The sequence below is a fragment of the Xanthobacter sp. YC-JY1 genome, assembly GCF_021730305.1.
GTDB lineage: Bacteria > Pseudomonadota > Alphaproteobacteria > Rhizobiales > Xanthobacteraceae > Xanthobacter > Xanthobacter flavus.
Window position 1 is genome coordinate 3,818,923 of record NZ_CP032674.1, and the last position, 16,402, is coordinate 3,835,324.

Sequence of the window (16,402 nt, forward strand, 5' to 3'; positions counted from 1 at the left end):
GCCTCATGTTCGAGGGCGGGTCAGTTCTTCGGCGTCGCAGGGGTCGCACCCGGCGTCGCCGGAGCAGAGGGAGCCGGCGGCACCGAGGGGATCGCGCGGGCCGGCGCATCCGCCGGTGCGACACCCGCCGGCTTCGGCAGAGGCTTGGTCCCGTCGTCCACCGGCGGGGCGATGGCGACGATCTTGCCCACCTCCACGTCGATCTTGGAGCCGGGCACCGCGCGCTGCATGCCGTTGATGATGACGCGATCCGTCGTCTTCAGACCGCTGAGCACGGCGCGCAGGCCATCCGCCTGGAGCTGGCCGAGGGTGATCTGCGTCTGGCCGACCACATTGTCGGAGCTGACGGTCAGCACGTAGGGGCCGAGCTGGTTGTAGCTGACGGCGGAATCCGGAACGAGGATGGTCGGCGCCGGCTGACCCAGCGGCACGCGCACGCGGGCGAACAGGCCGGGCAGCAGCACGAAGTCGTCATTCTGGAAGATGCCGCGGACGGTGAGCGTGCCGAGGTTGGGGTCCACCTGCGGCGCGATGTAGTCGATGCGGCCGACGTGGGGATAGCCGGTCTCGGTCTGCAGGCCGATCTCGATGGGAATATCCGGCAGGTCACGGGTCAGGCTGGTCAGGGAGCGCCCCCGCTTGGCCAGTTGATCCTTGATTCGCAGCACTTCCTGCTCGCTGAGCGTGAACCACACCCAGATGGGGTTGAGCTGGACGATGGTGGCGAGCTTGGTGGGGCCGCTATAGCCGACGAGGGCGCCGACGTCCTGGAGGTGGGCCGTCACCGCGCCGTCGAAAGGCGCGTTGACCTGGGTATAGCCGAGATTGATCTGGGCGAGCTGCAGCGAGGCCTCGGCATTGGCCACCTGGGCGACGGCGGAATCGCGCTTGGCGCGCGCCTGGTCGAGGGCGGCCTGCGAGGCGAAGTCCTGCTTGGCGAGCTGGTTCTGGCGGTTGAACTCGGCCTCGGCCTGCACCTGCGACGCCTGGTTGGCGGCGAGCGTGGCCTTCGCCTGGTCGACCTGCGCGATGTAGGTGTCCTGCTCGATGACGAACAGGGTGGTGCCCTTCTTGGCGAAGGCGCCGTCCTTGTAATTGATGTTGGTGAGGAAGCCCTGCACGCGGGCGTTCAGGTCCACCGAATTGATGGCGGCGGTGTTGCCGGTCAGCTCAAGGAACCGCGTGATCGGCTGTTCCAGCACGGTCGCAACCGTCACCTTGGGCGGCGGCGGGGGTACGTAGGTGTTCTTTTCCTCGCACGCGGACAGGAGGAAGGCAGCTCCGAGAGCCACGCTCGCGCAGCCCAGCCGACCCGATACCCGGATACCCCCCACCATACCAACACCCCCACTATCAGACGCGGCGGATACTAAGCAGCGGGTTATTGCGTGTCCATGAAAGGAATTGGCCGCGCGGGCTTTCCATGCAGATTGATGCCGCACCTGTGCAGCGCGGCAACGCTTGGGGAAACCACCGCCGCGCACGGCGCCGCACGCCCCTCGCATTGACATTGCACCGACCCGTTCATAAGTGTCCGCATGGTGCGCTGCCCGCGGAAGCGGGGCGGTTGCGGCTGCGCGTTCGTTCGCTGCGCCCGCCTGCCCCGCCTTCGGACTTGCTGACGCCCCATTGCGGGTGTCCAACGGCGCGCATCGTTGCCCGGAGGTCCGGCGGTCCGTCTCCGCCCTCCTTCAGACCTGACGGAACGGAATAGAGAAACCCATGTTTGGTGGACTTGCCCGCAAGCTCTTCGGCTCCGCGAACGATCGCCGGGTGAAGGGTTATCGTCCCCGCGTACAGGCCATCAATGCGCTGGAGAAGGAGCTGGAAGCCCTCTCCGACGACCAGCTGCGCGCCCGCACCGAGGATTTCCGACGCCAGCTCGCCGAGGGCAAGGTGACCCTGGACGACCTGCTCGTCCCCGCCTTCGCCACCGTGCGCGAGGGCGCCAAGCGCGCGCTCGGCATGCGCCACTTCGACGTGCAGCTGATCGGCGGCATGGTGCTGCACGAAAGCTCCATCGCCGAGATGAAGACCGGCGAAGGCAAGACGCTGGTGGCTACCCTCCCCGTCTACCTCAATGCGCTGGCCGGCAAGGGCGTGCACGTGGTGACGGTGAACGACTATCTCGCCAAGCGCGACGCCGAGTGGATGGGCAAGCTCTATCGCTTCCTCGGCCTGTCCACCGGCATCATCGTGCACGGCCTCGACGACGACGAGCGCCGCGCCGCCTATGCCAGCGACGTCACCTACGCCACCAACAACGAGCTCGGGTTCGACTATCTGCGCGACAACATGAAGTACGAGCGCGCCCACATGGTGCAGCGTCCGCACTTCTACGCCATCGTCGACGAGGTGGACTCCATCCTCATCGACGAGGCGCGCACGCCGCTCATCATCTCCGGCCCGCTCGACGACCGCTCGGACTTCTACAACACCATCGACCAGTACATCCCCCGCCTCTCCAAGGAGGATTACGAGGTGGATGAGAAGCAGCGCACCGTCAGCATGACGGAAGCGGGCATGGAGAAGATGGAGCAGATGCTCACCGAGGCCGGGCTGCTGAAGTCCGAGAGCCTCTACGACATCGAGAACGTCTCGGTGGTCCACCACGTGAACCAGGCGCTGCGCGCGCACTCCCTGTTCCAGCGGGACAAGGACTACATCGTGCGCAACGACGAGGTCGTCATCATCGACGAGTTCACCGGCCGCATGATGCCGGGCCGGCGCTATTCGGAAGGCCTGCACCAGGCGCTCGAGGCCAAGGAGCGCGTCCAGGTCCAGCCGGAGAACCAGACGCTCGCCTCCATCACCTTCCAGAACTATTTCCGCCTCTACGAGAAGCTCGCCGGCATGACCGGCACCGCGGCCACCGAGGCGGCCGAGTTCCAGGACATCTACAAGCTCGAAGTGGTGGAAGTGCCCACCAACGTACCGGTCTCGCGCATCGACGACGATGACGAGGTGTACCGGTCGGCCGGCGAGAAGTATGCGGCCATCATCGAGCTCATCAAGGAATGCAGCGCGCGCGGCCAGCCCGTGCTCGTGGGCACCACCTCCATCGAGAAATCCGAGCTGCTGGCCGAGTTGCTGAAGCAGGGCGGCTTCCACCAGATCGACTTCTCCGATCCCGCCGCCTTCGCCCATGACCGCTCGGGCAAGGCCTTCGCGGTGCTCAACGCTCGCTATCACGAGCAGGAGGCGTACATCGTCTCCCAGGCCGGCGTGCCGGGCGCGATCACCATCGCCACGAACATGGCCGGCCGAGGCACCGACATCAAGCTGGGCGGCGCCGCCGACATGCGCATCGCTGCCGAACTGAAGGACATGCCCGAGGGCGAGCAGCGCACTGCCGCCGAGACGCGCATCCGCGCCGAGGTGGAGGAGCTGAAGCAGAAGGCGCTCGCCGCCGGCGGCCTCTTCGTGCTCGGCACCGAGCGCCACGAGAGCCGGCGCATCGACAACCAGCTGCGCGGCCGCTCCGGTCGCCAGGGCGACCCCGGCCATTCCAAGTTCTTCCTGTCGCTGGACGACGACCTGATGCGCATCTTCGGGTCGGACCGGCTCGACGGCATGCTGCAGCGCCTCGGCCTCAAGGAAGGCGAGGCCATCATCCATCCCTGGATCAACAAGGCCCTGGAGAAGGCGCAGCAGAAGGTCGAAGCGCGCAACTACGACATGCGCAAGAACGTCCTCAAGTATGACGACGTGCTCAACGACCAGCGCAAGGTGGTGTTCGAGCAGCGCCTCGAACTGATGAACGACGACGACGTGGCCGAGACCGTGGAGGACATGCGCCACGCCCTCATCACCGAGACCGTCGCCAAGTTCATCCCCGAGAACGCCTATCCCGAGCAGTGGGACGTGGACGGCCTCGACACCGCCATCAAGGAAGTGCTCGGCATCGAGCTGCCGGTGAAGGACTGGGCCAAGGAAGAAGGCATTGCCGGCCCCGAGGTCACCGAGCGCGTCATCCGCCGCGCCGACGAGTGGATGGCCGCCAAGACCGCCCAGTATGGGCCGGACATCATGCGCTATGTGGAGAAGTCCATCCTTCTCCAGACGCTGGATCACCTCTGGCGCGAGCACATCGCCATGCTCGACCACCTGCGCCAGGTGGTGGGCCTGCGCGGCTATGCCCAGCGCGATCCCCTGAACGAGTACAAGTCCGAGGCGTTCAACCTCTTCTCCGCGCTGCTGAACCGCCTGCGCGAGGTCGTCACCGCCCAGCTGATGCGGGTGGAGATCGTCGCCCAGCCGCCCATGGAGGAGGAACTGCCCCCCATGGAAGCGCACCACGCCGATCCCTTCACCGGCGAGGACGAGATGTCGTTCGCGGGCGCGGCCCTCGGCTCCCGTCCGGAGCCGCTGCTGTCGGGCGACGTGGCGGTGATCGAGCGCAACCCGAACGACCCCTCCACGTGGGGCAAGGTGGGCCGCAACGAGGCCTGCCCGTGCGGTTCGGGCAAGAAGTACAAGCACTGCCACGGCCGCTTCGCCTGAGGCGGCGCTTCCCGGCGCGGTCATCCCGCGCCGGGCCGTGGGTCTTCGGGATCAACCGCGCCGGTGGCCGATCGCCCGGTCGACACCGACGAAGATCAGCGCGGTGGTGAAGAACACGACCGCCAGCACCACGGCATTCTGGGCCATCTTCTCCGCGCCGAGCTTGGCCGGATCGAGGAACCAGTAGGCGTACCAGCCGTCCGCCTCGCCCCGCGCCAGCGCATAGACGAGATAGGCCAGCGGCGGCGCCATGGCCCACACGGTATCGGCCAGCCGCAGCCGCCCATGCGGCCCCACCAGCCAGACGATGAGGAACAGCACCGGCACCGCCTGATGCAGCAGGCGGTCGGCGACCAGTTGCGCGCCTTGCGGGCTCCACACGTTGCGCAGCAGCAGGGCATAGATGACGCCCACCAGCACGATGGAGACCACCGCCGTCAGCCGCGCCCGCGCTCCGGTGAGAGCGTGCAGCCCGCCCAGCGCGATCTCGGTGGCGACGATGGCGACGCCCAGATTGGTGAGAACGGTGAAGAAGCCGAGGAAGCGCCACAGCGCCGGGCCGAAGCCCTGGCCGACGGCCGCCATCTTCTGGACCACGATGACCAGCTGGAGGATCAGCGCCGCCCAGCCGACGACAGCGGTGAGGGCGGCCATCCGCCGGCACCAGACACCATGCCCCATTCCCCGCCTCCCCAGCCGCTCCCCCAGGGGCGCGCGAAAAGCGTAGGCTGAACGCTCCACGCTCGGCAAGGCCGCTTCGGGATGAGTCACGCGTCCGCGGAGATCAGCCGCCGGTCTGGACGATCCGCAGATATTGCCCGGCGGCATCGGCCGGCACGGCGCCGCGCTGGGCGAGATGGTGCAGGCCGTTCAGGGCGAGATCGAACGAGCGGTAGCAATAATGCGCGATCAGCACGAGGTGCTTCAGCTGTTCGGTGGTCATGGCTTCGGGCTGGAGGAAGTTGCGCACGTAGACCGCATCGCCCTCCACCAGCTGGTTCAGGGTGGCGTAGACGTCGGGCCCGCGCATGGGCAGGATCATTCGACGGCTGGTGGACGCCATCATGTGCGGAATGAAGCCCCGCGCCCGCAGCGCAAGGTCCATCTCCCCATAGGTCGCCTGCCCCTTGTAGAGCGGCACGAACGAGACTTCGAGCTGAATGCACACCGCCTCGGACAGGGTGTCTCCGGCGCCGTCCAGCACTGCGCGCTCGCCGCCCTGGAGGTCCATCTTCAGCATCTCGATGCCGTCGATCTCCGGCACGGCCGAGAGGGCCACCGTGTCGATCTGCCGACGCTCCAGCACCCGCCCCCACTCGGCGAGGCCGGGGAAATGGGAGAGGACGTGCGGATCGGGCTCCAGCAGGCTCGTCATTCCGGAAGCCGAGCAGACGTGGAGCGTCCGGCGCTGTCCGTCAGCGATCGCGTGGGGCAGATAGGTCTCGAGATCGCTCTTTGCCGCGCCCAACCGGGCCAGCGCCTCCGGCTGGGCCTCGAAGCCGACGACCCGGCACAGGCGCCGGGCGAGGAGCGGCTTGTAAGGCGGATCCCCGTCGATGGGGTTGGCGCCGATATCGACCACCCGGGTGAGGTGATCCGTGCGGAGCAGGAGCGCGAGTGGGGACGGCGCGACGTCTGACACTCGGCTCACTCCAATGTCACCGCGAGAAAGTAGTGGTATTCACGGCCGGTGACGATCCGTTGAGCGTGCCGGTGGCGCTGGCCGCGGCGGGCTTTGCCGCAGCAGTGACAACGGGCTGGGGCTTGGCCGGGGCGCCGGGGGCCGTCGCGGCAGGTGCCGCCACTGCGCCGGTGCTGCCGGTGGTGGCCGGGGCGCCGTCGCCGTCGTCGGCGCGCATCAGGGCATCCGCCTGGAGCTTGGCCGGCGTCTCCTTCGGCGGGTTCACATATTCAGGCAGGCGGCCGGGGGCCTCGGTGTAGGAGAGCTGGCCGGTCTCGCGCTCCTTGAGCTTGGCGAGGAACACGGGATGCATGCCGCCGTCGGCGCCGGTCTTCACCGGGGCCACGGGAGAGGTGGTGGCGAGCGCCGCCATCTGCGCGTCGTCGGAACGCTGCTTGGCGGACACCGCCGAGGCGATCTGCTCCGGCACCTGATAGGGTGGGCAGGCCTGGCTGGCCTCGAAGGAGCGACCCGGCGCCGGCGTGGCATCGAACACGTAGGTGCGGTTGCAGACCGACACCTTCGGCTCCTGCCTCGTCACCTCGAAGTGGTCGGAGCCCTGCTTCAGGTTCCGCCAGAACGCCATGTTGGGGTTGTTGCGGTAGCGGGCGAGGTTCTTCGCCGTCATCCGGAAGGGATAGGCCTGCACCTGGAAGGCGCGCTGGCCACCGGCGAAGCTCTCGCGGGCGAGGGAGAAGATCTCCGAAATCTGGTCGTCGGTCATGGCGTAGCAGCCCGAGGACGAGCAGTCGCCGTGCACCATCAGGAAGTCGCCGGTGCGGCCATAGGCCTTGTCATAGGCGTTGGGGAAGCCGAGGTTGAACGCCAGATAGTAGCTGGAGTTCGGGTTCATCTGGCCGGGCGTGATGGTGTAGAAGCCCTCCGGCGCCTGCCGGTCGCCGGTGCCCACCTTCGGGCCCAGCTCGCCGGACCAGCGGCAGATGGGATAGGTCTTCAGAAGCGCGTACCGGCCTTCCGACGTGACCTTCCAGACCTCCAGCTCCGATTCCTGCTTGTAGATGCGCACCAGGATGGGGGTCGAAGGCGCCATGTCCTTCTTGGCCAGCAGCGACACCATCTCCGGCGTCAGCGGCTTGTTGGCCTTGCGCGCGACCTCGGAATCGGTGGCGTTGCAGCCCGCGAGGGCGAGGGCCGCGCAGGCGGCGAGGCCGGCCATGCGCAAGCGCGAGGAGAGGGTCGTCATCGGACGGCTCGTGGCTAAGCGGCTCAACGCGAAACTCCCGGGTCCGGACCGGCCAATCAGGCCGAGAAGGCTAACCGGTCCCCCTTGACGCGACGTTACGAACGTCGCCCCGGCTCGATGGAGAAAATAAGGCAAATGCGGCCAAGATGGGGAGGCACCGGCGCCGATCCCCCATGCCGCAGCGCCATGGTTAAGGATTCCTTACCGCTGTGGCCGCGAAACCGCGCCCCTCACAGGGAGCGGCCGATGGCGAGAAACTTGTCGCGGCGGGCCTTGCGGACCTGGGGGCCGTCGAGCCCGGCGAGGGAGGACAGCGCATCGGCGATGGCGTCGCCCGCCGCCGCGATGGCCGCATCCGGGTCGCGGTGGGCGCCACCGGCGGGCTCCTTCACGATGCCGTCGATGACGCCGAACCTCAGCAGGTCCTGCGCGGTGATCTTCATGTTGGTGGCCGCGTCCTGCGCCTTGGCGGTGTCGCGCCACAGGATGGAGGCCGCGCCTTCCGGCGAGATCACGCTGTAGATGGCGTGCTCCATCATCAGCACCTTGTTGGCGGTGGCGATGGCAATGGCACCGCCGGAGCCGCCCTCGCCGATGATGAGGGCCACGTTGGGCGCGGAGAGCGCGAGGCAGGCGTCGGTGGAGCGGGCGATGGCCTCGGCCTGTCCGCGCTCCTCGGCGCCGATGCCGGGATAGGCGCCGGCGGTATCCACCAGCGAGATCATGGGCACGCCGAAGCGGTCGGCCAGCTCCATGATGCGGGCGGCCTTGCGATACCCCTCGGGGCGGGCCATGCCGAAATTGTGCCGGATGCGGGTCTCGGTGGAAGAGCCCTTCTCGTGGCCGAGCACGCACACCGCCTCGCCACGGAAGCGGGCGAAGCCGCCGATGATGGCCTCGTCCTCGCCGAACTTGCGGTCGCCGGCGAGCGGGGTGAAGTCCTCGAACAGGCCGCGGGCGAAGTCGGCGAAATGCGGCCGCTGCGGATGGCGGGCCACCAGCGTCTTCTGCCAGGGCGTCAGATTCGCATAGAGCGCGACAAGGGCGTCGCGTGCCTTGCCTTCGAGCTTCACCACCTCGTCGGTGATGGCCACGCCGTCGCCGGAAGAGGAGAGCGCACGCAGCTCTTCCACCTTGGCCTCGAGTTCGGCAACCGGCTTCTCGAAGTCCAGATAGCTGCGCATGAGGGTCCGTGAGGTTTGAGGAGGTCGGCGCCCCCTAAAGCGGCGGGAAGCTGCCTTTGCCGCGCGGGCAAGTCAAGGTCGCCAGATCAAGTCGGCGCGCGGCGCGAACAAAAGGCCCGTCGCGCGGCCCTGCCGTAAAGGCAAGGCGACGCTGCAACGGAACCGAAGCGAGAAGCGTTGTCCCCAAATCATGGTGACATCATGGAGGCTGTCATGAAACCGCAAGACGCGACGCCGCAGAAGGCCAAGGAGGGCCCCCCGCCCGCCGATACGGCCGAGGAGCGCCGGGTGGAGGCGCAGCGCCAGAAGCCGGCCGCCGGCCCGCATGCCAAGCCGCAATTGACCGATCCCGAGAAGACGCCGGGGGCCGGCGCCCTGCCCGATCCCGACAAGCCGCAGGACCCGGACGCGACCGGCTGACGCAGCCGGCCGGCGACGGGGGCCGGCGGCCGGCCTTGTTCCGGAGGGGCTGCTGGGGCTATTGCTGGCACGCCACTTCCCGGGGACCCTTCCGACGATGCGCGCGCTGCTCGACGTTATCCTTGTCGTTCTCCAGCTCTATGTCTGGATCCTCATTGCCGCGGCCGTGCTGTCCTGGCTGGTCGCATTCAACGTCGTCAATCCGTACAACTCGTTCGTGCGGAACGTGGGCGAGTTCCTGTTCCGGGTGACGGAGCCGCTGCTGGCGCCCATCCGCAACCTGCTGCCCAATCTGGGCGGCATCGACCTGTCGCCGATGGTGCTGATCCTCCTCATTTTCTTCCTGCAGCAAGTCATCGCCTACTACATCTACCCCTACGTGTTCTGAGCCGGGCGCCGTGGCGGCCGACGCATCCTTCGTGCGCGTCCTGCCGGACGGCGTTGAGGTGACGGTGCGTGCGACGCCGCGCGGCGGCCGCGATGCCGTGGACGGTGTCGCGGCCCTGTCGGACGGGCGGGAGGTGCTGAAGGTGCGCGTGCGGGTGGCGCCGGAGGATGGCGCCGCCACCGCCGCCGTGGCCAAGGTGGTGGCCGGCGCGGCGGGCGTCGCCGCCTCTCAGGTCCGGCTCACCTCGGGCGCGACGGCACGGGTGAAAACCTTCCGCATTGCCGGCGATGGCCCGGACCTCGCGGCGAAGCTCGCCGCCGCCGCGGGGAAATGAGCCTCAGGCGGGCTTCACGAAATCCTCGCGCATGGGCGTGAACACGTCCACCAGCACGCCGGGCTCGATGCACACCGCTCCGTGGTGCACGCCGGAGGGCACATAGAAGCTGTCCCCCGCCTTCAGCCGCTCGGTGCGCCCGCCGATGGTCAGCTCGAACACGCCGCTCTCCACGCTGGTGATCTGCGTGTGGGGATGGCTGTGCGGCACGCCCATCTGCCCTGGCGCGCGGGCGATGACGCGGACCAGCATGATCTCGTCGTTAAAGGTGAGGATCTGCCGGCTCACCACCTCGTCCAGCACCTCCACCGGTGTGGTCTCGGCGAAGGCGAAGACGCTGCCTTTTTCACTCATGTCTTGGGTCCTTTCAGCGCGCCAGCCAGCCGCCGTCCACCGGCAGCACGATGCCATGCACATAATCCGCCGCGCGAGACGACAGGAACACCGCCGCGCCGCCAATGTCGGTCGGGTCGCCCCAGCGGCCGGCCGGGATGCGGCCGAGGATGGCGGCGTTGCGGTCCGCATCCGCGCGCAGCGCCTCGGTGTTGTTGGTGACGAAATAGCCGGGGGCGATGGCGTTCACGTTGATGCCCTTCGCCGCCCATTCGCAGGCGAGCAGCCGGGTGAGGCCGGCCAGCCCGCTCTTGCTGGCCGTGTATGAGGGAATGCGGATGCCGCCCTGGAAGGAGAGCAGCGAAGCGATGTTGACGACCTTGCCGCCCTTCCCGTCCGCCAGCATGCGCCGCGCGAAGGCCTGGGTGAGGAAGAAGGTGGACTTGAGGTTCACGTCCATCACCTCGTCCCAGTCGGTCTCGGTGAAGTCGAGGGCGTCGGCGCGGCGGATGATGCCGGCATTGTTGACGAGGATATCGATCCGCCCGCCGATCTCCGCCTCGGAGACGATGCGGTCGATGGGCTGGAGCGTGCCGAGGTCGGCGGCGACGGCGGTGAAGCTGCCGCCGGTAGCCGTCACCAATGCGGCCGTCTCGTCCATCGCGGAGCGGCCGACCCCCACGACGCCCGCGCCGGCGGCGGCGAGCGCGACGCAGATGGCCTGGCCGAGGCCGGTATTGGCGCCGGTGACGACGGCCCTGCGGCCGGACAGATCAAACGGAGTCACGACACTCACTTCAGTTGGTCCATGGCAACCATGTCCATGTCCGTATAGTCGATATTGTCGCCGCCCATGCCCCAGATGAAGGTGTAGGCGCGCGTGCCGCAGCCGGAATGGATGGACCAGGGCGGCGAGATCACCGCCTGCCCGTCCGCCACCACGATATGGCGCGTCTCGGTCGGCTGGCCCATCAGGTGGATGACGCGGGCGTCCGCCATGAGGTCGAAATAGAGATAGACCTCCGAGCGCCGGTCATGGACGTGGCAGGGCATGGTGTTCCAGACGTTCCCCTCGTCCAGCTGGGTCATGCCCATCACCAGCTGGCAGGAGGTCACCACGTCCGGGTGGATCATCTGGTAGATGGTGCGCCGGTTGGCAGTGGCGGCCTCGCCCAGCAGCATCTTCTTGGCTTGCGCGATCCGCACCACCTTGGTCTCGTGGCGCGCGTGGGCCGGGGTGGAGAGCAGATAGAAGCGGGCCGGCACATCGGCGCTGTCCGAGATGAACAGAACTTCCTTCGTGCCCATGGGCACATAGATCGCGTCCCGGTGCCCCAGCGCATGGACAACGCCGTCCACGCTCACCTTGCCGGCGCCGCCGATGTTGAAGACGCCCAGTTCCCGCCGGTCGAGGAAGTTCGGCGAGCCGATGGTCGCCTTGTCGCTCTCCAGCGCCAGCGGCACCGTGACGGGCGTGGCCCCGCCGATGACGAAGCGCTCCACATGGCTGTAGGTGAGCAGCACCATGCCCGGCTCGAACAGGCGTTCCACCAGATAGTTGCGCCGGAGCGCCTCGGTGTCGAAGCCGCGCGCGGCCTCCTGGTGGTGCACGTGGCGCACGTCGATCATCATGGGGCAGTCTCGGGGCAGGAGAACAGGGACGAGCAGAACGGGGACTAGCGGAACGCGGCCGGCAGCCAGAGCGACACCGCCGGCACATAGGTGACGATCATCAGCACCGCGATGGAGGCGCCGAAGAAGGGCCAGATGGTCTTCATGGCCTCGCCGATGGTGATCTTGCCCACGGCGCAGCCCACGAACAGCACCGAGCCCACGGGCGGCGTGTTCAGCCCGATGCCGGCGTTGAGGATCAGGATCACCCCGAAATGCACGGGATCGATGCCGAAGGCCTTCACCAGCGGCAGGAAGATGGGGGTGCAGATGATGATCATCGGCGCCATGTCCATGAAGGTGCCGAGGATCAGCAGGATGATGTTGATGAGCAGCAGGATGACGTAGGGGTTCGAGGAGATGGCCTGCATCATCTCGATGGTGGCCTTGGGCACCTGCAGGAAGGCCATGAGCCAGCCGAAGGACGCCGCCGTGCCGATGACGAGCAGCACCATGGCCGTGGTGCGCACCGCGCCCAGCGTCGCCTCCACGAAGCCGGCCCAGTGCATCTCGCGATAGACGAGGGTCGTCACCAGCAGCGCATAGATGACGGCGATGCACGAGCTTTCCGTCGCGGTGAAGATGCCCGAGCGCACGCCGCCGAAGATGATGCCGATGAGCATGATGCCGGGGATGGCCGCCACCACCGAGCGCAGCACCGCATGCCAGCCTGGGAAGGTGCCGGCGGGATAGCCGCGATTGCGCGCCACCACATAGGCCGTGATCATCATCGCCGCGGCGAGCAGCAGGCCGGGCATGATGCCGGCGGTGAACAGGTCGGCGATGGAGATCGTGCCCCCCGCCGACAGGGAATAGATGATCATGTTGTGCGACGGCGGGATCATCAGCGCGATGATGGCCGAGTTCACCGTCACGTTGACCGCATAGTCCTTGGCGTAGCCGTGGCGGGCCATCTGGGGGATCATGATGCCGCCGATGGCCGAGGCATCCGCCACCGCCGAGCCGGATATGCCGCCGAACAGGGTGGAGGCCACCACATTCACTTGGCCCAAGCCGCCGCGCAGATGCCCGACGAGGCTGGCCGCCATGCCGATGAGCCGGTCGGCGATGCCGCCGCGCATCATCAGGTCACCGGCGAAGATGAAGAAGGGGATGGCCAGCATGGAAAAGGCGTTCATGCCGGAATTCAGCTGCTGGAACACCACCACCGGCGGCAGATCGAGATAGAGCACGGTCGCGAGCGAGGCGAGGCCGAGGCAGAAGGCCACCGGCGTGCCGACGAGCAGGAGCAGCGAAAAGACGCCGAAGAGGATGGTGATGGCCATGGGTCTGTTCCGGCGTCATTCCACGGTGTGGACATGGGCGAGCGGCACCTCGGGTACTCGCCCCTCGGTGAGGTCGGTGAGGAGCCGCTCGAACGAAAACAGGCAGATGAGCGCGCCGCCGCCGACCAGCGGCAGGTAGTCGACGCCTTGGGGCAGGTCCACGCCCGCCATCTTGGCGCTCCAGGTGCCCATGGCGAGGTCCCACCCATACCAGGCCATGGCGCCGCCGAAGCCCATCACCAGCACATGGGTTGCGATCTCCATGGCGCGGCGCACCGGCGGCGCGGCGAAATGCAGGCCGATCTCGAAGCCGAGATGCATGTTCTCGCGCACGCCCACCGCCGCGCCCAGCAGGATGAACCAGCTCATGAGCAGCAGCGACAGCGGCTCGGTCCAGCTCGGCGAGGCATTCAGCACGTAGCGGCCGATCACCTGCCAGAACACCGCCGCCGTCATGGCGACGAGGCCTGCCCCGGAGATCCACAGCGCCGTTCCCGAGAGCAGGCGGACCACCCGCCTCAAGGCGAGCAGCGGCAACGGCCCCTCGGCCTTTCCGGCCCGGCTGGAACGATGGCTGGACTGACTGCTCATGCCGCTGCGCCTCCCCGGACAACGACCGGGCCGCTGAAGGCCCGGCCGGTGCCGCGCCTTCAGTTCACCGCCCGGATGCGGGCGACGAGGTCCTTCATCTTGTCGGTGGTGACAAACTTGTCGTAGACCGGCTTCATCGCATCGATGAAGGGCTTCTTGTCCACCTCGTTGATGAGGGCGCCGCCCTTGACCACGCGATCCTTGGCCTCCGCATCGCGCTTGGCCCACAGCTCGCGCATCTTCTTGGTGGCCTCAAGCCCGGCCTCCTTGAACATCTTCTGGTCGTCGGGGCTCAATTTGTCGAAGGCGCGCTTCGACATCACGAACACCTCCGGCGCCAGCGAATGCTCGGTGAGCGAATAATACTTCGCCACCTCGTAGTGCTTCACGGAATCGTAGGAGGGATAGTTGTTCTCGGCACCGTCCACGAGGCCGGTCTGCAGTGCGGAGTAGAGTTCGCCGAAGGGCATGGGCGTCGCATTGGCGCCGAGCGCGTTGATCATGCCGATGAAGAGGTCCGACTGCTGCACGCGGATCTTCATGCCCTTCATGTCGTCGAGCGTCTTGATGGGCTTCTTGGAATTGTACATGGAGCGGGCGCCGGAATCGAAGAAGCCCAGCACCACGAGGCCGTGGGGCTCGAAGGCCTTGGCGATCTCCGCGCCGATCGGCCCGTCCACCACCTTGTACATGTGGTCGGTGGAGCGGAAGAGGAACGGCATGCCAAGCACCGCCGTCTCGGGGATCAAATTGTTGAACGGCGCGGTGTTGACGCGGTTGAGATCGATGACGCCGAAGCGGGTCTGCTCGATGGTGTCCTTCTCGCCGCCGAGCTGGCCGGAGGAGAAGACCTGCACCTTGTACTTGCCGTTCGACTTCTTCTCGATGATCTCGCCGAAATACTTGACGGAGTCGACGGTGGGGTAGCCATCCGGGTGGATGTCGGCGGACCGCAGCGTAGTCTGGGCCATCGCCGGCAGCGCCGAGAGCGCAAGGCCGGAGAGCGCCAGCCCCGATAGCGTAAGGGCAACGGCGCGGGAGGTCAGTCGGCGTCGTGTCAGCATGGGCGTTCTCCCTGTGTGTCCAGCGGATTTTTCCGCTTATTGCGGCCTTTGCGGCCGTTCACTTCCAACGCGCGCGGCGATCACATCACCGCGCCGATCTGCCAGGGCACGAACTCGGCATCGCCATAGCCAAGCTCCTCGGACTTGGTGTGGGCGCCCGAGGCGACGGCCAGCACCTTGTCGAAGATCTCGCGGCCCTTTTCTTCCAGCGACACGCCGTCGAGCACGTCGCCGCAATTGATGTCCATGTCCCCTTCCATCCGGCGATAGATGTCGGAATTGGTGGCGAGCTTGATGGACGGTGTGGGCTTGGCACCGAAGGCGGAACCGCGGCCGGTGGTGAAGCAGATGACGTTCGCCCCGCCCGCCACCTGCCCGGTGGCGGCCACTGGATCGTAGCCGGGGGTATCCATGAAGACGAAGCCGGCATCCGTCACCGGCTCGGCATATTCATAGACCGCGCGCAGGGTCGAGGAGCCGCCCTTGGCGGCGGCGCCCAGCGACTTTTCCAGGATGGTGGTGAGCCCGCCGGCCTTGTTGCCCGGCGAGGGATTGTTGTTCATCTCCCCCGCATTGCGGGCGGTGTAGTCTTCCCACCACTTGATGCGGGCAACCAGCTTCTCGCCCACCTCGCGGGTCGCGGCCCGGCGGGTGAGGAGGTGCTCGGCGCCGTAGATTTCCGGTGTCTCGGAAAGGATGGACGTGCCGCCCTGCGCCACCAGCAGGTCGGAAGCGACGCCAAGCGCGGGGTTCGCCGTGAGGGCCGAATAGCCGTCAGAGCCGCCGCATTGCAGGGCCAGCACGATCTCCGACGCCGGCCGCGCCTGCCGCCGTGCGGCGGCGGCGCGGGGCGCCATCTCCTTCAGCGTACCTAGGATGTGCTCCACCGTGCGGCGCGTGCCGCCCTCGTCCTGAATGGTGAGGGTGCGGAATCCGTCCGCCTCCTCCACCCCGTATTCCTGCTTGAAGCGGGCGATCTGGAACATCTCGCAACCGAGCCCCACCATCACCACCGCGGCGAAGTTGGGGTGGGTGGCATAGCCCCACAGTGTGCGCGAGAGCACGTCATAGCCCTCGCCCTTTGAGGCCATGCCGCAGCCGGTGCCGTGGATGATGGGCACGATGCCGTCGATGCCCGGAAACTCGCTGAGAATGCCGGAGCGCTCGGCCGCCTGCGCCGCGAAGCGGGCCACCGAGGCCGAGCAGTTCACGCTGGTGAGGATGCCGAGATAGTTGCGCGTGCCGGTGCGCCCGTTGGACCGGCGGAAGCCCATGAAGTGCGTGCGCTCCGCCTCCGGCAGCAGCGCGTCGTCGCGGGCATCGGCGGCGAAGGCGTAGTCGCGGGCGAAATCGTGCAGCACCACATTGTGGGTGTGGATGTGGGCGCCGGGGGCGATGTCTTCGCTGGCGAAGCCGATGATCTGGCCGAACTTCACCACGGGTGCGCCGGCGGGAATGGGCTCGATGGCCACCTTGTGGCCGCGCGGAATGCGCTGGATGGCAACGACGCCCGCGACCGACGCGCCGGACGCGACCTCGTCCAGCGCCACCGCCAGATTGTCCTTCGTAGAAAGCCGAAGGGTGCGCGGCGCGATGCCCGCCTCCATCCCCATGAGCACGTCTCCCCGACCCTTAGCCTCGGCCCCTCCGGGCCCGCGCCTTCGTTGACGCTCTTGATATGCTAATATATTAGTACGGAAGACGCCGCAAGAGCGGGCAGGCTGCCGGGGGAGGCTGGAACGG

16 protein-coding genes are annotated in these 16,402 nt (G+C 67.4%); 4 read left to right on the plus strand and 12 right to left on the minus strand.

Going from position 1 to position 16,402, the window contains the following annotated elements; genetic code table 11:
* Positions 1 to 20: 20 nt before the first annotated feature.
* On the minus strand, positions 21 to 1,292 hold the full coding sequence (locus D7006_RS17895; RefSeq protein WP_237354011.1) for an efflux RND transporter periplasmic adaptor subunit: 1,272 nt from the start codon (positions 1,290 to 1,292) through the stop codon (positions 21 to 23).
* A 430-nt stretch (positions 1,293 to 1,722) separates the two neighbouring features.
* Here D7006_RS17895 and secA point away from each other — a divergent pair, with 430 nt between their 5' ends.
* Entirely contained in the window at positions 1,723 to 4,503 is a 2,781-nt protein-coding gene (secA, locus tag D7006_RS17900) for a preprotein translocase subunit SecA (RefSeq protein ID WP_237354012.1), read from the plus strand.
* 51 nt (positions 4,504 to 4,554) lie between these two features.
* Here the strand turns inward: secA and D7006_RS17905 are convergent, their stop codons facing one another.
* From D7006_RS17905 to D7006_RS17920, 4 genes are all read right to left on the minus strand, one after another.
* Complete coding sequence (locus D7006_RS17905; RefSeq protein ID WP_237354013.1) at positions 4,555 to 5,184, minus strand: Pr6Pr family membrane protein; 630 nt, start codon at positions 5,182 to 5,184, stop codon at positions 4,555 to 4,557.
* Positions 5,185 to 5,287: 103 nt separating this feature from the next.
* Positions 5,288 to 6,145, minus strand: coding sequence for an FkbM family methyltransferase (locus D7006_RS17910; RefSeq protein WP_237354014.1), 858 nt, complete (start codon positions 6,143 to 6,145; stop codon positions 5,288 to 5,290).
* Positions 6,146 to 6,161: 16 nt separating this feature from the next.
* The gene (locus tag D7006_RS17915; RefSeq protein ID WP_237354015.1) at positions 6,162 to 7,388 is read right to left on the minus strand and encodes a murein L,D-transpeptidase family protein; all 1,227 of its coding nucleotides are present in this window, start codon (positions 7,386 to 7,388) and stop codon (positions 6,162 to 6,164) included.
* A gap of 230 nt (positions 7,389 to 7,618) precedes the next feature.
* Complete coding sequence (locus D7006_RS17920) at positions 7,619 to 8,572, minus strand: acetyl-CoA carboxylase carboxyltransferase subunit alpha (RefSeq protein WP_169123906.1); 954 nt, start codon at positions 8,570 to 8,572, stop codon at positions 7,619 to 7,621.
* Between the two features lie 213 nt (positions 8,573 to 8,785).
* On the opposite strand from D7006_RS17920, the gene D7006_RS17925 reads away from it, so the two are divergent.
* The 3 genes from D7006_RS17925 to D7006_RS17935 all read left to right on the plus strand — a co-directional run bounded on the left by D7006_RS17925 (position 8,786) and on the right by D7006_RS17935 (position 9,714).
* Entirely contained in the window at positions 8,786 to 8,992 is a 207-nt protein-coding gene (locus tag D7006_RS17925; RefSeq protein WP_229645325.1) for a hypothetical protein, read from the plus strand.
* 97 nt (positions 8,993 to 9,089) lie between these two features.
* Positions 9,090 to 9,380 (plus strand): YggT family protein, encoded by a 291-nt coding sequence (locus D7006_RS17930; RefSeq protein ID WP_169123907.1) that lies wholly within the window; start codon positions 9,090 to 9,092, stop codon positions 9,378 to 9,380.
* A gap of 10 nt (positions 9,381 to 9,390) precedes the next feature.
* Positions 9,391 to 9,714: a DUF167 family protein gene (locus D7006_RS17935; RefSeq protein ID WP_237354016.1), complete on the plus strand. Its 324-nt coding sequence runs from the start codon at positions 9,391 to 9,393 to the stop codon at positions 9,712 to 9,714.
* Positions 9,715 to 9,717: 3 nt separating this feature from the next.
* On the opposite strand, the gene D7006_RS17940 is transcribed toward D7006_RS17935, so the two are convergent.
* From D7006_RS17940 to D7006_RS17970, 7 genes are all read right to left on the minus strand, one after another.
* Entirely contained in the window at positions 9,718 to 10,068 is a 351-nt protein-coding gene (locus tag D7006_RS17940; protein WP_237354017.1) for a cupin domain-containing protein, read from the minus strand.
* A 13-nt stretch (positions 10,069 to 10,081) separates the two neighbouring features.
* Positions 10,082 to 10,843, minus strand: coding sequence for a 2-dehydro-3-deoxy-D-gluconate 5-dehydrogenase KduD (gene kduD / locus D7006_RS17945; RefSeq protein ID WP_237354018.1), 762 nt, complete (start codon positions 10,841 to 10,843; stop codon positions 10,082 to 10,084).
* Positions 10,840 to 11,679: a 5-dehydro-4-deoxy-D-glucuronate isomerase gene (gene kduI, locus D7006_RS17950; RefSeq protein WP_237354019.1), complete on the minus strand. Its 840-nt coding sequence runs from the start codon at positions 11,677 to 11,679 to the stop codon at positions 10,840 to 10,842. Before kduI ends, kduD begins: the two co-directional genes overlap by 4 nt.
* A gap of 44 nt (positions 11,680 to 11,723) precedes the next feature.
* The gene (locus D7006_RS17955; protein ID WP_229645321.1) at positions 11,724 to 13,004 is read right to left on the minus strand and encodes a TRAP transporter large permease; all 1,281 of its coding nucleotides are present in this window, start codon (positions 13,002 to 13,004) and stop codon (positions 11,724 to 11,726) included.
* A gap of 15 nt (positions 13,005 to 13,019) precedes the next feature.
* Positions 13,020 to 13,595, minus strand: coding sequence for a TRAP transporter small permease (locus D7006_RS17960; protein WP_229645320.1), 576 nt, complete (start codon positions 13,593 to 13,595; stop codon positions 13,020 to 13,022).
* Between the two features lie 59 nt (positions 13,596 to 13,654).
* A complete protein-coding gene (locus D7006_RS17965) occupies positions 13,655 to 14,659 on the minus strand; it encodes a TRAP transporter substrate-binding protein (RefSeq protein ID WP_237354020.1) in 1,005 nt (334 codons plus the stop codon).
* Between the two features lie 80 nt (positions 14,660 to 14,739).
* Positions 14,740 to 16,272: a UxaA family hydrolase gene (locus tag D7006_RS17970; protein ID WP_237354021.1), complete on the minus strand. Its 1,533-nt coding sequence runs from the start codon at positions 16,270 to 16,272 to the stop codon at positions 14,740 to 14,742.
* Positions 16,273 to 16,402: the final 130 nt, after the last annotated feature.

Coding starts and splice junctions, on each gene's coding strand:
- secA (WP_237354012.1), top strand. CDS start 1,723: ATGTTTGGTGGACTTGCCCGCAAGCTCTTCGGCTCCGCGAACGATCGC.
- D7006_RS17905 (WP_237354013.1), bottom strand. CDS start 5,184: ATGGGGCATGGTGTCTGGTGCCGGCGGATGGCCGCCCTCACCGCTGTC.
- D7006_RS17915 (WP_237354015.1), bottom strand. CDS start 7,388: ATGACGACCCTCTCCTCGCGCTTGCGCATGGCCGGCCTCGCCGCCTGC.
- D7006_RS17920 (WP_169123906.1), bottom strand. CDS start 8,572: ATGCGCAGCTATCTGGACTTCGAGAAGCCGGTTGCCGAACTCGAGGCC.
- D7006_RS17925 (WP_229645325.1), top strand. CDS start 8,786: ATGAAACCGCAAGACGCGACGCCGCAGAAGGCCAAGGAGGGCCCCCCG.
- D7006_RS17930 (WP_169123907.1), top strand. CDS start 9,090: ATGCGCGCGCTGCTCGACGTTATCCTTGTCGTTCTCCAGCTCTATGTC.
- D7006_RS17940 (WP_237354017.1), bottom strand. CDS start 10,068: ATGAGTGAAAAAGGCAGCGTCTTCGCCTTCGCCGAGACCACACCGGTG.
- kduI (WP_237354019.1), bottom strand. CDS start 11,679: ATGATGATCGACGTGCGCCACGTGCACCACCAGGAGGCCGCGCGCGGC.
- D7006_RS17955 (WP_229645321.1), bottom strand. CDS start 13,004: ATGGCCATCACCATCCTCTTCGGCGTCTTTTCGCTGCTCCTGCTCGTC.
- D7006_RS17960 (WP_229645320.1), bottom strand. CDS start 13,595: ATGAGCAGTCAGTCCAGCCATCGTTCCAGCCGGGCCGGAAAGGCCGAG.
- D7006_RS17965 (WP_237354020.1), bottom strand. CDS start 14,659: ATGCTGACACGACGCCGACTGACCTCCCGCGCCGTTGCCCTTACGCTA.
- D7006_RS17970 (WP_237354021.1), bottom strand. CDS start 16,272: ATGGGGATGGAGGCGGGCATCGCGCCGCGCACCCTTCGGCTTTCTACG.